Origin of the sequence: Bdellovibrio sp. BCCA, assembly GCF_037996825.1 — a bacterium.
Lineage (GTDB): Bacteria > Bdellovibrionota > Bdellovibrionia > Bdellovibrionales > Bdellovibrionaceae > Bdellovibrio.
The window spans coordinates 2,093,070-2,107,088 of the sequence record NZ_JBBNAC010000001.1 but is presented as its reverse complement, the minus strand read 5'-3'; the positions used below and the strand labels follow the sequence as shown (position 1 = coordinate 2,107,088).

At 44.4% G+C, this 14,019-nt stretch carries 16 protein-coding genes; 13 read left to right on the top strand and 3 right to left on the bottom strand.

Features of this window, described 5'->3' with window-relative positions; all coding sequences use genetic code 11:
• Window positions 1-65 precede the first annotated feature (65 nt).
• Window positions 66-1,127 (top strand): SAM-dependent methyltransferase, encoded by a 1,062-nt coding sequence (locus tag AAAA78_RS10420; RefSeq protein ID WP_340591971.1) that lies wholly within the window; start codon window positions 66-68, stop codon window positions 1,125-1,127.
• Here the strand turns inward: AAAA78_RS10420 and AAAA78_RS10415 are convergent.
• Window positions 1,124-1,705 carry a type 1 glutamine amidotransferase domain-containing protein gene (locus AAAA78_RS10415; protein ID WP_340591970.1) on the bottom strand — a complete coding sequence of 194 codons (582 nt, stop codon included), beginning with the start codon at window positions 1,703-1,705 and terminating at the stop codon, window positions 1,124-1,126. The two genes, AAAA78_RS10420 and AAAA78_RS10415, sit on opposite strands and share 4 nt — an antisense overlap.
• 190 nt (window positions 1,706-1,895) lie before the next feature.
• Here AAAA78_RS10415 and AAAA78_RS10410 point away from each other — a divergent pair, with 190 nt between their 5' ends.
• The 4 genes from AAAA78_RS10410 to AAAA78_RS10395 all read left to right on the top strand — a co-directional run bounded on the left by AAAA78_RS10410 (window position 1,896) and on the right by AAAA78_RS10395 (window position 4,393).
• Window positions 1,896-2,453: a hypothetical protein gene (locus tag AAAA78_RS10410; protein WP_340591969.1), complete on the top strand. Its 558-nt coding sequence runs from the start codon at window positions 1,896-1,898 to the stop codon at window positions 2,451-2,453.
• 111 nt (window positions 2,454-2,564) lie between these two features.
• Complete coding sequence (locus tag AAAA78_RS10405; RefSeq protein WP_340591968.1) at window positions 2,565-3,080, top strand: DUF3617 domain-containing protein; 516 nt, start codon at window positions 2,565-2,567, stop codon at window positions 3,078-3,080.
• 152 nt (window positions 3,081-3,232) lie between these two features.
• Window positions 3,233-3,778, top strand: a complete 546-nt coding sequence (locus tag AAAA78_RS10400) for a hypothetical protein (RefSeq protein ID WP_340591967.1) — start codon at window positions 3,233-3,235, stop codon at window positions 3,776-3,778.
• Window positions 3,779-3,799: 21 nt separating this feature from the next.
• Window positions 3,800-4,393, top strand: a complete 594-nt coding sequence (locus tag AAAA78_RS10395) for an outer membrane beta-barrel protein (RefSeq protein WP_340591965.1) — start codon at window positions 3,800-3,802, stop codon at window positions 4,391-4,393.
• Between the two features lie 56 nt (window positions 4,394-4,449).
• Here AAAA78_RS10395 and AAAA78_RS10390 read toward each other — a convergent pair whose 3' ends face one another.
• Entirely contained in the window at window positions 4,450-5,295 is an 846-nt protein-coding gene (locus AAAA78_RS10390) for a DMT family transporter (RefSeq protein WP_340591964.1), read from the bottom strand.
• A gap of 79 nt (window positions 5,296-5,374) precedes the next feature.
• Between AAAA78_RS10390 and queA the strand changes: the two genes are divergently transcribed.
• The 8 genes from queA (at window position 5,375) to AAAA78_RS10350 (ending at window position 13,558) form a co-directional block, all read left to right on the top strand.
• Window positions 5,375-6,397: a tRNA preQ1(34) S-adenosylmethionine ribosyltransferase-isomerase QueA gene (queA, locus tag AAAA78_RS10385; RefSeq protein WP_340591963.1), complete on the top strand. Its 1,023-nt coding sequence runs from the start codon at window positions 5,375-5,377 to the stop codon at window positions 6,395-6,397.
• Entirely contained in the window at window positions 6,394-7,509 is a 1,116-nt protein-coding gene (gene tgt, locus AAAA78_RS10380) for a tRNA guanosine(34) transglycosylase Tgt (RefSeq protein WP_445292000.1), read from the top strand. The genes queA and tgt overlap by 4 nt, the downstream gene beginning before the upstream one ends.
• Before the next feature lie 66 nt (window positions 7,510-7,575).
• The gene (yajC, locus tag AAAA78_RS10375) at window positions 7,576-7,917 is read left to right on the top strand and encodes a preprotein translocase subunit YajC (RefSeq protein WP_340591961.1); all 342 of its coding nucleotides are present in this window, start codon (window positions 7,576-7,578) and stop codon (window positions 7,915-7,917) included.
• On the top strand, window positions 7,917-9,611 hold the full coding sequence (gene secD, locus AAAA78_RS10370) for a protein translocase subunit SecD (RefSeq protein WP_340591960.1): 1,695 nt from the start codon (window positions 7,917-7,919) through the stop codon (window positions 9,609-9,611). The genes yajC and secD overlap by 1 nt, the downstream gene beginning before the upstream one ends.
• Before the next feature lie 10 nt (window positions 9,612-9,621).
• Window positions 9,622-10,560, top strand: coding sequence for a protein translocase subunit SecF (secF, locus tag AAAA78_RS10365; protein ID WP_340591958.1), 939 nt, complete (start codon window positions 9,622-9,624; stop codon window positions 10,558-10,560).
• 6 nt (window positions 10,561-10,566) lie between these two features.
• Window positions 10,567-12,294 carry a single-stranded-DNA-specific exonuclease RecJ gene (recJ, locus tag AAAA78_RS10360; protein ID WP_340591957.1) on the top strand — a complete coding sequence of 576 codons (1,728 nt, stop codon included), beginning with the start codon at window positions 10,567-10,569 and terminating at the stop codon, window positions 12,292-12,294.
• Window positions 12,291-12,986, top strand: a complete 696-nt coding sequence (queC, locus tag AAAA78_RS10355; RefSeq protein ID WP_340591956.1) for a 7-cyano-7-deazaguanine synthase QueC — start codon at window positions 12,291-12,293, stop codon at window positions 12,984-12,986. The genes recJ and queC overlap by 4 nt, the downstream gene beginning before the upstream one ends.
• A 2-nt stretch (window positions 12,987-12,988) precedes the next feature.
• Window positions 12,989-13,558, top strand: coding sequence for a DUF366 family protein (locus AAAA78_RS10350; protein WP_340591955.1), 570 nt, complete (start codon window positions 12,989-12,991; stop codon window positions 13,556-13,558).
• Here AAAA78_RS10350 and AAAA78_RS10345 read toward each other — a convergent pair.
• The gene (locus AAAA78_RS10345; protein WP_340591954.1) at window positions 13,555-13,983 is read right to left on the bottom strand and encodes a hypothetical protein; all 429 of its coding nucleotides are present in this window, start codon (window positions 13,981-13,983) and stop codon (window positions 13,555-13,557) included. The two genes, AAAA78_RS10350 and AAAA78_RS10345, sit on opposite strands and share 4 nt — an antisense overlap.
• Window positions 13,984-14,019: the final 36 nt, after the last annotated feature.

Here is a 14,019-nt window from a genome sequence, read left to right as displayed (position 1 = left end):
GAGGGATGACCTCCCCCATTTTTTTATTCTCTTGCTAAACCTTCACGCCTTGATAGCATTTCTTTATGACAAATCCCCAACGGGTTCTGCTTCAATACTTTACGGTGCCCGAAAACCTGGATCTTGCAAAAGAGCTGACGGCGTTCAGCTCTTCCGAGTTGGGCGAATTTTTTGTCGACAGCGCCTTTCTGGGATGTGCCGCCAACTTTCTTAAAGAAGAGCGGTGGCTGCAAAACAAAGATCGATCCGTCAAAGAAAAATCTTTTACCGAGTTCTTAAGGCCTTACTTCCAAGTCGAATTGTTTTCTCTTCAGTTTCTACAGAGTTTCATTCAGGAATCTTCCGAAAAAAATCTTAAAAGCATCATCACCCAGGCCTTGCGGGCAGAACAAGAAGTTATCTCCGTTATTAAAGATCGTCCTTATTCCGAGCAGAAAATTTTTGCGAAAAAATCTTTAAAATTGATGCTCGATCTTTTCGAGTTAGAAAACAAACTGCAAGTCGAAAAGAAAACTCAGGGTTTGCACCTGGGGCTTTCCATGTACCGTACTTTTGATGCTTTAGACGAAGTCTTTAATTTGAATTACGATATTGATTTGGGAATGAAAACGGATTTGCAGGGAACGGAACGTCTTTATGAAGGGGCCGGAGTCGGAGTGCAATCAGGATACTCCACGGTTTCGTTGGCACTTCATCACTTAAATCTTCCTGAAGGCGCCCGCTTTATCGACTTGGGTTCCGGTTATGGACGAGTTGGTTTGGTTGTCGGTTTGCTTCGGCCGGATATTGATTTTATCGGATACGAATACGTACCTCATCGGGTGGAGGTCGCCTCAACAACCACTGAAAATCTCGGCATGCAAAGTCACGTGCATTTTTATACGCAGGATTTATCGCTTAAGAGTTTTCAAATTCCTGAAGCCGAAATTTATTATATGTACGATCCGTTTAGCGAAGAAACCTACGGTCATGTACTTTCTCAGCTTATTGAAATCAGTCATCACAAAAAAATCATCATCGCCACCAAAGGCAATGCACGCAAATGGCTTTTAGAGGTTGCTCGTCGCGAAGGTTGGTCTTCGCCGGAAGAATTCGACAACGGCAACCTCTGTTTGTTTCATACTTAATGGTGCGGGTGCGAATGCACGTCTCTGTCGTAGTACAAACCTTCACCGAATTCTTCGATCATTTTTTTATTAAACGCAGGAATGTCGTCGGGCTTTCTGCTTGTCACAAGTCCCTGGTCGGTCACGACTTCGGCATCAAACCATTTGCCTCCGGCATTGATAATATCCGTGCGCAAAGAAGGCCATGAGGTCACCTTGCGGCCTGATAAAATTCCTGTTTCAATTAATAGTTGCGGTCCGTGGCAAATGGCCGCAATAGGTTTTTGCGCATCCACAAAGTCCTGAGCAAACTCCACAGCTCGTTCATCTATGCGAAGGCGATCCGGATTCATGGCGCCTCCAGGAAGCATTAACGCGTCGAAGTCTTCGGCATCAGCCTCATCTAAGCTTAAGTCCACGGAGATGGATTTTCCCCAGTCACCTTTATTCCAACCTTTGATTTTTCCTTTTTTTAGAGAGACCACAGAGGTTTCCGCCCCTGCATCCTCCAAAGCTTTTTTGGGTTCAAAAAGTTCGGACTCTTCAAAACCATCGGTTGCTAAAATTGCGACACGTTTTCCTTTTAAAGGTTTAGCCATATTTTTCTCCTTCGTTTCTTGCGTGTAAGAGTTGAAGGATGAAAGAAAAAAAGAAAGCCGGGAACATTCCCAGGGAAGATGTTTTAGAAAACACAAAAATTCTGTGACATTTATCAGAATCCGCAACCAGCGCTGGTCTTTTGCCGCGGCAAAGTTATCGTAAAGCTTCCAAACAAATAAGGAGCTTACGATGAATACAAAAATGGTTTTTGCAATGGCGCTGATTTCCGGTGTTTTTGTGATCGGATGTTCTACCAGAGAAAAACGGGAAGTGATGAAGACGCCAAGCCCTTCAGCAAGACAAGTGGCCGCTGCGGAAGAAGCACCCTATGTCACAGAGTTTGCGTTTGCAAAGGGTTCTTCGGAACTCACAGAAACCGCAAAACAAGATTTGCGCCGTTTGATTACGGATGCGCGACGAAACGCCAATATCAAAGAGCTTAAGGTTATTTCCTGGGCGGATAAGGAGTATCCTTCCAAGGATGCAAAAAAACTTTCTTCCGCAGAAAGAGATTTAGTAAAAAAACGCAATAACGCCATTCGCGACTATGTGAAAGACTACAGTTCAGGCATTGATGTGGACACATACAGCATGGCGGAAAGACCAGGCGCGATCAAAGAGATGTTTAATACGTCAGATGCGCGCGTGAAAAAGTCTTTAGAGACAGCGGGAATTCCGACGACGGATTCCGCAGTTAAAAGTCCTTCGAAGGCTTCAAAATCTATCGTGATGGTGATCACTGAATAGTTTCATCTCAATTTTTAAGAGCCCTGGCTGGACTGGCCGGGGCTCTTTTTCTTTGCTTCCATTTTCAGAGTGTTGGATAACTTAAATAAACATTTTGAAGTGGAGTTCTTCATGAAATTTATTTTGTCTCTTCTAGCATTTATTTATGCGGTACCCAGCATGGCGTTTGATATCAAGCCCGGCCTTTGGGAAGTATCCACAGTTGTCACCTATGATGGAAAGCAGTTCGATCCTCAGGCAGAGCTAAAAAAAGCGATGGCGAATATGCCGCCAGAATATAAAAAGAAAATGGAAGCTGCGATGAAAAGCAGTGGCACTATGGGGAACTTTACAGAAAACGGTTTCAAAGTTTGTTATACAAAAGACATGCTCGACAACCCGAAAAAAGTGATGGACGCTTCCAAGAAATGCAAAATGAATTTGAAGACGCAGTCTTCGACAAAGTTGACGGGGACGTTCGATTGTCCTGAAGATAAAACTTCCGGCACATTTGATTGGACCGTGAAAAATCAAAATCAGTATGAAGGTGTGATGACGGGAAAAACCAAAGACGGGAAAAGTTCTGTGATTCGTCAGAACGCCAAGTTTGTGTCCGCCGACTGCGGTTCGGTAAAGCCTGAATTGTAAGATGTGGTGAATTGCCCCTTCTGTATGGGGCAGTTTTGTTCTTTCAAGTTCTCTTTTTTTATCATCTCAAAAATACACGCTCGTAACTCCGTTGTTGAGTTGGTCTGAATCGTGCTTCCTTCTAGGTGCACGCAAACAACAAAGGAGAACGTATGAAAACATCCAAGATCATTCTGATTGGCGCACTTCTTTTCACATTGGTATCTATCAAGGCTTTGGCAAATGTGGACTCAGAAACAGAGACCGCTTCAAAGGCCCTCGGCGCAAAAATGACGTCAGAAATTTCCTTTGACGAAGGTCAAACCAATCTCAGTGACAGTGCGAAAGAAGACATTCGTTCGTTGATTAAAGACGCTAAGGAAAAGGGCAATATCGACGAGTTGAAAGTCGCGGTATGGGCGGACCGTGAGTATCCGACCAAAGACACCAAGGCTTCTAAAGCAGATATCGACCTTGCTAAAAAACGTGCTGACAACATTAAGTCCTTTATCAAAAGTGAAATGAAGGTGGGCTCTGTAAATACTTATAATATGACGGAGCGACCTAACGCTTTACAAAAATTTTTAAGAACTTCTGATTCGAAAGTGAAATCCACTATGGAAGCCAGCGGTTCGGCGCCACGCACTTCTGAAGAAACAGGATTCTTTGGACAAAAATCCAAAGCATCAAAAGCTGTGATCATGGTGTACACGCGCTAATTCTAAATAAAGGAGGTTGGTGTGAAACATTTCGCAATTGTCTTTGTTATCGTGGCTCTTTTTATTTCCACTCAAGCTAAGGCCGTGGGGTTTTACATCGAACCGGGGATTACCTATGAAAAAGGTGATAACAAATTAGAATGGCCAGCGCCGTTGGGAGACTCAACAGGAAACACTCGAGGATTGGGTGTGGATTTGAAGTTAGGAATGCACGTTGAAAGTTCTTTCTTTATCGCTCTTGAAGGAGCTTATTCAAAGCCGCACTTTGAGCAGTCAGCAACCAACTATGATGCTGACGCTAAATCGACATTGTATGGAGCCGTGATTGGTGCGCAGATGCCTGTCGTGGGTTTGCGCATCTGGGCCGGATACATCTTTGGCGGAGAGTTGGATCCGGATGAAAGTGGAGGAGTGGACGTGAAATTCAAAGATGCCAGAGGACCCAAAGTCGGACTGGGATTTAAAATCTTAATGCTCAGTCTGAACGTGGAGTACATGGATCTTGAGTACAACGACTCGGTTTTAGAAAAGCCAGGCTCAGTGGCAGGGAGTTTAGATAATAAACTTAAAAATAAATTGGGCTTAGTCAGTCTCAGTATACCGCTAACGTTATAGTGGTTCCTGCTTTTAAAGTCTTACCGTTTTCATTGGCGGTAAGGCTTTTTTTATTATCAAAGACTTAAGAGAAAGGCGCCAATCCCCACCGTGCAAGCACCGAGGACTTGAGAGCGACTGAGTGATTCCTTTAGGAAATAGGAAAACACGACGGCAAAAAAGATCGAAGAGTTTCTTAACGAGATCGCAAAACCCGGCGCAGAGATTTGTAAACCATAAAGAAAAATTAAAAACGAAGCCGTGGCCGCAGAACCTGTAAAGAGAACCGCCTTGCGACGAGTTCTCAAAGTGTGCATGATTCGCGCGACAGGATCTTTTCTTAAGCTCCAGAAGAGGAACGGCAGCGACACAATCATCGCCACAAAGAAGAGCGATTTAGGATCGGCCTTTTCTACCAAAGCACGGTGATAGCAAAGGTGATAGCCCGCGATGAAGATAGCGCTCAGGTAAGCCCAGACGTTTCCTTTCCAGAAGTTTGCAATGTTCTCTGAAAAGTCTTTAAGATTCATGGCGACAATACCGGCAAAGATCAACGCCGCTCCTAGGTATTGTATTCCGCCGGCTCTTTCTTGAAGATAGATCGTTGATATCAACCACACAACAATCATCGCTCCACCGCGCATGATTGTATAAGATTGGCCCAAAGAGGACGTGCGCAGGGCCTTGGCCAAAGTAATAAAATAAAGACCTTCAAAAATTCCTGAAAGAACTCCCACCCACCAAGTCGAGGTCGTAGGCATTTGAAAGCCGCCAAATGTGAGGACGATCCCAAGTGTGATTAAACCGCTGATAAAAATGGTCAGAAAGAGAAAGCTTTCCTTATCCTGCGATGATTTCGCAGTGGCATTCCAGGCAGCATGTAAAAAGGCTGAAACAAGCAATAAAACGGGACCTAAAGTCATGAGATTCTTTTAGTTTTTTTATTTATCTAAAGCCAGAAAAAAGTGTCCGGTGGGTCCATTTCTATGGTATGACGGCGTTATGAAAATCACCGATCTGGATTTTGCTTTTCCTGAAGAGCTTATTGCCACAGCCCCTCAGCGTCCTTCGCGCGTGATGTGGGTGCAGGAAAATGGCGAGCCTCAAGAAATTTCAATTCAAGAATTGATGGAGCGAATTCCATCCGGCGATGTTTTAGTCGTCAACAACACGCGAGTTTTAAAACGTCGTGTGTTTGCCGGAGATATTGAGATTCTTTTTCTCAAACAAACAAATCAGTTTGATTGGGAAGTCTTGTTTCCATCAAAGAAACACAAAATCGGTTCGGCACTCGAACTTCCTTTGGGTCTCACGATGACCTTGATTGAAAAAGGTCGTCCACAAAAAGTGCGTCTCAATCAAGAAGTGACCGAAGATTATTTTCAAAAAGTCGCCGAACTTCCTTTACCTCCGTACATTCAAAAAGCCCGTGATCAAAGACACACTGTGGATGCCGACGAATCTTGGTATCAAACGGCGTGGGCGAAATCGCCGGGGAGTTTTGCAGCTCCGACAGCGAGTTTGCATTTTTCAAGTGAAGACATGCAAAAGCTTCGCGAACGTGGCGTGAAGATTGTTGAAGTCACTTTGCACGTGGGGCTTGGAACTTTCTTGCCGGTGACGGCAGAAGATCTGAACGATCATGATATGCACGAAGAGTATGTTGAAGTGAGTGCTGAAACTTGGAAAGTGATTGCAGATGTGCGTGCTTCGAATGGCAAAGTGTGGTCACTCGGAACAACGACGACGCGTTCGTTGGAGAGTGCCGCGCAGGGACTTCTGCAAGGTTCTGCAGAAACAGGCTATCGTGGCTTTACAAAATTATTAATTCAACCCGGTTATAAATTTAAAGTGGTCAATCGACTTTTAACGAACTTTCATCAGCCGCAGTCAACGTTGCTAGCTTTAGTGGCAGGATTTTCTTCTCTTGAGAGAGTAAAAGCTTGCTATCAATGGGCGATTGAGAGAAAGTTCCGACTCTTTTCTTACGGAGATCTATCGTGCTGGACGGAAACTCAACAATGACATTAGGCGAATTTAAAGTTCATAAAACGGCGGGCCATGCTCGTCGTGCGACACTGATGACGGCTCACGGTCCTGTGCAGACTCCTGTTTTTATGGCGGTAGGTACAAAAGCAACTGTGAAAGCGATGACTCCCGAGGAGTTGAAAGAGTGTGGTACGCAAGTTGTTTTAGGTAACACGTATCACTTACACTTGCGTCCTGGCGAAAAGACGATTGCGAAAATGGGCGGCCTTCATAAATTTATGAACTGGCACGGACCGATTCTTACAGATTCTGGCGGTTTCCAAGTTTTCTCTTTGTCTCAGCTTCGTAATATGTCTGAAGAGGGTGTGGAGTTCCGCTCGCATCTCGATGGAGCAAAACATTTTATCTCTCCAGAAAAGAGCATGGAGATCCAAATGGATCTGGGCTCTGACATCATCATGGCGTTTGATGAATGTCTTCAATATCCAGCGACAGAAGAAGAAATCGAAAAGTCGATGGCGCTCACGTACCGTTGGTTGTTGCGTTCCAAAGCGGCGATGACTCGCAAAGAGAGTTTGCTTTTCGGAATCGTGCAAGGCGGTTTGAGTCTTGAGCACCGTTTGAAAAGCATGGAGCAAATTTGTTCCGTGGATCTTCCGGGTTATGCTCTGGGGGGATTTAGCGTTGGTGAGCCGATTCACTTGATGCATGAACTTCTTCCGCATGTGGCTCCAAAAATGCCAGCGAATAAACCGCGCTATTTGATGGGCGTGGGAACGCCGACGGATCTGATCATTGCAATTGATTCAGGAATCGATATGTTTGACTGCGTCATGCCTACGCGAGTGGCACGCAATGGAACAATCTTCACGTGGCAGGGTAAAGTCAGTATTAAGCGCAGCGAATATCGTGAAGATCCATCTCCGTTAGATCCTGAATGTGATTGTTACACTTGTACGAATTATTCAAAGGCTTATTTGCGCCATCTCTTCTTGAGTGGTGAAATTTTAGGCTCTCGTTTGAACACGATTCACAATATTTATTTCTATATGAAATTGATGGAGCGTGCTCGTAAAGCCATTGAAGAAGGTCGTTGGGAAGAGTTCCGCGACGATTGTTTAACGCGATTTGTAAAGAAAGAGCGCTAGACTTAAATATTGATTCTTCCTAAGAATAATGCTGAATTTTACTGTCAGTTATTAATTGGAGGAATCATGTTTAACGGACTTCTTGTATCGACAGCCTATGCGCAAACAGCTTCCGGTGGTGGTCAACCATCAGCATTTGAAATGTTTGTGCCTTTTATCTTTATCTTCGTGATCTTTTATTTCCTCATCATTCGTCCTCAAGCGAAGAGACAAAAAGAACATCAGAAGTTCCTTGCCGAAGTTAAGCGCGGTGACGAAGTCGTTACTTCGTCTGGAATCCTTGGTCGTGTGGAAGGCATCACGGATCAATTCGTGACATTGGAAATTGCTGAAGGCGTGAAAGTAAAAATGCTTCGCAGTCAGATTGCAACATCTCAGAAAGCAGCAACAACAGAGGAAAAGAAATAATGGACGGACTTCGTTGGAGATCTATTCTCGCAGGTTTAGGTGTAGCGGCAGCTATCGTATGGGTATTGCCGAACGTTGTACATTTCGGTGAAAAAACATGGTGGCCTTCTAAGCAGAAGCTAAACTATGGTTTGGACATTCAAGGTGGTTTGCATCTTGTGATGGGCGTTGACGTTGACGGTGTGGTGAAAGAAAGCACAAACCGTATGATCGTTTCCATGAAAGCGGAAATGCAAAAAGAAAACATCCCGTTTGCGGATGTAAAATCAGAAAAGCCAGAGCAAGGGGAGATTCAAATCTCTGTAGCTCAAGCTTCCGGTAAAGCAGCTGTTGAGAAGTTTCTTTCTGAAAAATACTCTACAGTTTTGCAAACAATGGGCACAACAGACACTGTGGTGACTGTTCGTTACTTTGATGCTTATTTAAACGATTACAAAAATCGCGTAATTCAGCAAGCTATCGAGACAATCCGTAACCGTATCGACGAATTCGGTGTGGCGGAGCCTTCAATCTCTCAACAAGGTTCTAACCGCATCTTGATCCAGCTTCCTGGTATGGCTGATGCTGAAAAAGCAAAACAGTTGATCAATACAACAGCGAAATTGGATTTCATGGTTGTTTCTCATGAAAAAACTCCGCAAGAACTTCAAGCGATGATCGCTGAAGCAGAAAAAGCGGGGAACTACAACATGACAACGATGAAGTACTCTGAGTACGTGACTCGTTTGAATGAAGACTTGAAAGGCAAACTTCCTGAAAAGTCTGTTGTGTTCTTTGAGAAATCTTCAAATGCAACAACAATGGAAGCAGGTGCTGTTCCTTATCTATTGAAAACAGATACAGACTTGGGTGGTGGAGCTTTGGATGACGCGTTTGTTGGTTACGACCAATACGGCAGTCCTCAAGTTTCTTTGCACTTCAACTCTGCAGGTGCGGCTAAATTCGCAGACCTTACTGGTAACAACGTTGGTAAGCAAATGGCCATCGTTCTTGATAAGGTTGTGAAATCAGCTCCAAGCATTCGTGACCGTATCGCGGGTGGACAAGCTGTAGTGACTTTGGGTGGCGGTCGTGACCGTAACCAAATGATGGAAGAAGCAAAAATGATTTCAACAGCTCTTCGTGCCGGTGCATTGCCAGCATCTCTTGAGCAGTTGGAAGAAAGACGCGTGGGTCCTACATTGGGTGCCGATGCGATTGATAAAGCGAAAATGGGATCTTTTGTAGGCGCTGCGATCATCGTGATCTTTATGCTTGTGTACTACAAATCAATGGGTGCCGTTGCGAGTTTGGTTTTGGGACTTAATATCCTTTCTATCTTTGCCTTGCTCACAAGTTTTGGTGCGACTCTGACTTTACCGGGTATTGCGGGTATCGCTTTGACGGTGGGTTTTGCGGTCGATGCCAACGTGTTGATCAATGAGCGAATCAAAGAAGAGTTGGCTTTGGGTCACAGTATTAAGATTGCCGTTAAGGAAGGTTATCACCGTGCGATGTCAGCCATCATTGACGCCAACGTCACAACAGCAGCTATGGCCGTGGTTCTTTTGTACTTCGGTACAGGACCTGTGCGTGGATTTGCCGTGACTCTTTTGATCGGTATCGTGACTTCTATGTTTGCGAACGTGTTCGTATCAAAAGTGATCGTGGATACTCTTGTTTATAAGTTTAACTTTAAAAAGCTCTCTGTGTAGGTGTTGATCCATGACTATTATTAAGAATAATGAATCATTTGGACGTTTTGATTTCGTCGGTAAAGCTTGGCTCTTTGGCGGAATCTCTTTGGTTTTGGTTATTGCTTCTTTGATTTACCTTGCGGTTCACGGGATCAACTACGGTATCGACTTTAAAGGTGGTACTGAGATTCAGGTGAAATTTGAAAAACCAGTGACAATCGATCACATCCGTAAAACGGTGGACGATATGAAACTGGGTGAAGTGGGTGTGCAATCTTTCGGTGAAGGCAATGAATTCATCGTGCGCTTCCAAGGTAAACAAGGTGCGACAGATAAAGAGACGAATGAAATCTTGAATAAAGATATCACTCAAATCCGTAACGCGATCACAACAACTTTTGCTGATGCGAACCCTGATATCCGCCGTGTGGATACAGTGGGACCTCAAGTGGGTGCGGAGTTGAAACGTAACGGTCTTCTTGCTGTATTCTACGGCTTGCTTGTGATCTTGGTTTACGTTGGTTTGCGTTTCGATTACAAATTTGCTCCAGGCGCAGTGCTTTGCTTGTTCCATGATGCCGTGATCACATTGGCTGTGTTCGTGGCTGTTGGAAAAGAAGTGAACGTATCGATCTTAGCGGCGATCATGACTTTGATCGGTTTCTCGCTGAATGACACGATTGTGGTGTTTGACCGTATTCGTGAAACTGAAGGTCATTACCATGACAAAGGTTTCAAGTTCGTTATTAACAGATCTATCAATGAGATGTTGATACGTACGATCATCACTTCAGGTACAACGTTTATTTCCGCTCTTTGCTTGTACATTTTTGCTGATGGCACGGTTCAGGACATCGCGTTCTCTATCTGCATCGGTATCTTCTTCGGTACATACTCTTCTATCTACGTAGCAGCGCCATTCGTGCTTTTGATGGAAAAGATGTCCTTGAAAAAAGCAAAAGCTTAAGGATCTATGAACCCATTATGGAAGCCGCGTGAATTACTGACAGAAGCCGAAGCTCCCTCGAAAGTCGAGGGGCAATGGCCTTCTCTGATCGGAAAAATTCTGGCGGCTCGTGGGTTCGCTGAATCCGCTGAAGTTGAAAAACTTCTTTTTCCTAAGCTCGCTGATATGAAAGATCCCCTTAGTTTAAAGGGGATGTCTCATGCTCTTGAGCGCCTAGGTAAAGCCTATCTTAACGGTGAAAAAATCTGCATCTATGCTGACTTTGACCTTGATGGAACTTCAGGTCTAGCTCTCCTAAAAACGGGAATGCTGGCTTTAGGTTTTCCAGAAGTTTTGCATTACCAACCAAAACGTCTTTCTGAAGGGTACGGCTTTCATGCGGCGGCCGTTGAAGAGCTTCACAAGCAAGGTGTGTCCTTAATTATCACTGTCGATGTCGGCATTACCGCTCATGCGGCCGTGAATCGTGCCCGCGAATTGGGTGTGGATGTGATTTTAACGGATCACCACTTACCGGCCGAAACAATTCCAGATGCCTTTGTTGTTGTGAATCCCAATCAAGGGGATTGTCCTTCAGGTTTAGGCTTCTTGTGTGGTGCTGGTGTTGCATTCTATCTTCTTCGCGGATTAAAACGATACTTCCAAGATCATCCGCAACTTCCTAAAAACAATTGGGATTTAAAAGAAGTGCTCGATTATTTTGTGATCGGCACTTTAACCGATATGGTGCCATTGGTTGAGGATAACCGTGTTTTAGTAAAGCATGGTCTAGTGAAGCTTGCTGAGACCAAAAGAGCCGGACTTCGAGCATTACTTGAAGAGTTAGATTTGATTGATCGTCCTTTAACTTCCCAAGATGTGGCGATTCGGTTTGCTCCGAAACTCAATGCGCTTTCACGTATGGAGTCAGGTGTTCTTCCTATTGATATTTTCCTTTTAGAAGATGCGGCAAAGGCGCGATCCATGGTGCGCGAGGTGATGAAGAACAATTCCACTCGAGTTCAACTTCAAAACGACGCCGAAGTGGAAGCTCAAGAATTACTTAAAGAGTGGCCTCATAAGGACTTTGTTTTTGTCGCTTCTAAAAACTTCCATCGTGGGGTTGTGGGCTTGATCGCAACAAAGCTCACTCAGGTTTATAACAAGCCAGCGTTTGTGGGATCTCTTGGTGATGACGGAATGATCGTGGGAAGCGCGCGCCTTCCACAAGGGCAGGAAGCATGTCTAGTCGAGGCCATGTCTTCAGCACAAGAGTTGCTCAGCCGTTTTGGCGGTCACTCAGCCGCTGCGGGATTTGAAATTGCTGAAACTCGCGTGACTAATTTTGTTGAAAAACTTTCGGGTCACTTTTCCGATTTGCGTGAAAAGCCGAAGCCTTTAGAAATTTTCTATGACGTTGAGGCGAAGCTTTCCGAAGTTGGAGCAAGTCTTATGAAGTGGTATGACTTTGTCGGACCTTTCGGGGCGGGCTTCTCGATTCCTTTGATTCATTTTTCCAATGTCCAAGTTCTTTCAAAAAGAGAACTCAAGGGTGGACATCTTCGTTTAAAGATTGCTGATGCCGATGGGCAGACTTCTTCTGAGGCTTTGTTGTTTACACCAACGCCTCGTCAGCTAGATACTTTGCAGAACATTCCGGGATTTTATAATGTCCTCGGAGAGCTTCAATGGAACTATTTTGCAGGTCAGAAGACAATTCAGATTTTGATTCGTGACCTAAAGGCTGCAACATGAAATCAACAAAAAAAGTAGTGGTACTTCTGTCGGCGGGTTTAGACTCGACGGTGAATGTTTATGAAGCGATTAAGCATCATCATGAAGTGGTATTGGCGTTAACGTTTAATTACGGACAAAGAGCTGCGAAAAAAGAGATGGAGGCCTCTGCAAAGATTGCCGCTCATCTTAATATTCCGCACAAGATTGTGGATCTTCCTTGGTTTAAAGATTTCAATAAATCCTCTTTGTTGGTCGAAGATCAAGATGTTCCTACCGGAGCGCAAGTAGCTATCGACGATCTTGAAAAATCAGAAGAAACCAAGAAGTCAGTCTGGGTTCCTAACCGCAATGGTATTTTTTTGAATATCGCTGCGGCTTTCGCAGAAGCCTTAGGCGCGCATGCCGTGATTCCGGGATTTAACGCCGAGGAAGCGGCGACCTTTCCTGATAACTCAAAAGAATTTATGGACGCTTCTACAAAGGCGTTTCGTTATTCCACATCGAATCATGTGACGGTGGGATGTTATACGGTTCATATGAAAAAACCGGACATCGTTCGTCTGGGGCAAGGGTTAAAAATTCCTTGGGAGTTAATTTGGCCTTGTTATTTTTCAGGCGATAAATGGTGCGGGCAATGTGAGTCGTGCCAGCGTTCAAAACGCGCGTTTGCTTCAGCAGGTGTTGATGTGAAGCATCTTTTTAAGGAGTAAAAATGCAAAGTCATTTTATCGAAAAGAAATTTGCTTACGATGGGACTCAGCTTCGCTCTTTGTTTGCTTATCTTGATCACGGAATTTTAGGACCTTCCATCGTTTCTTGGCAGGGGCCTTGTTCTATTTCTTTTGATCACATGGTTGATGGGGAAGATCTTTTGGCCAAGGCTGTGATTCAAGGCGATGAAATGCTTCATTTCATTATCGAAGTTTTTGATCGTGATTTGTTTTCGGGCGTTTTGTTGCAACGAATGTTTGCGTCTATTGCAAAAGACTATTTGCAACATAATTCTTCTTCGGTGTTGGGCGAGAGAAGTCTGCACCGTGATGGGGACGACATCTATTTGGATGATAGAAAGCTCAGTATCAGTATTGCCACTCGTTCGCCGGTTTCTGTGATGGTGCATTTCGCGATGAATATAACGAACAAGGGAACACCTGTAGAGACACTGAGCTTGGGGGATTTAAAATTAGATCCTCGTCGTGTGTCCGAGGATCTGATGACTCTTTTTAGAAAAGAATTTATTTCGATCGTCACAGCTACGCAGAAAGTGCGCCCTGTTCCTTAGTGGCCCATGTGGCCCGCGTGAGGATCTACAAACTCTTTCGTCTTAAATTCAGGAAGAGGGAGTTTGTAACTCACGGGATTTCCTACCGCGTTCTCGCGAACTGCTTTCACGATAAGTTCTCCTTTATTTGGATATTTTTTCTCAGGCACACAATGGAAGTGATTTGCGCCCATGATGGAGCAATTAAATTTCACCTCTGATTTTTTATATTTCGCCACCATCTCAATTTTAGAATCTTTCACTGTCGGGTTTTGAAAGTTCATATCTATAAGAAAGATATGGGCGCCCTGCTCTTTATCCAGCATCAATTCTGTATGAAAAGGGCCTGGCATGCGGATATGTCCGCCAGCAGGGCCTGGTTTGTCTTCGCCATGGGCCCAGGAAAGGGCAGGCATTAGTAGTAACGCGGCTAAAATCATTCTCATGTTGTCTCTCCTTAATAAAACTCTACGCCCTTTAAT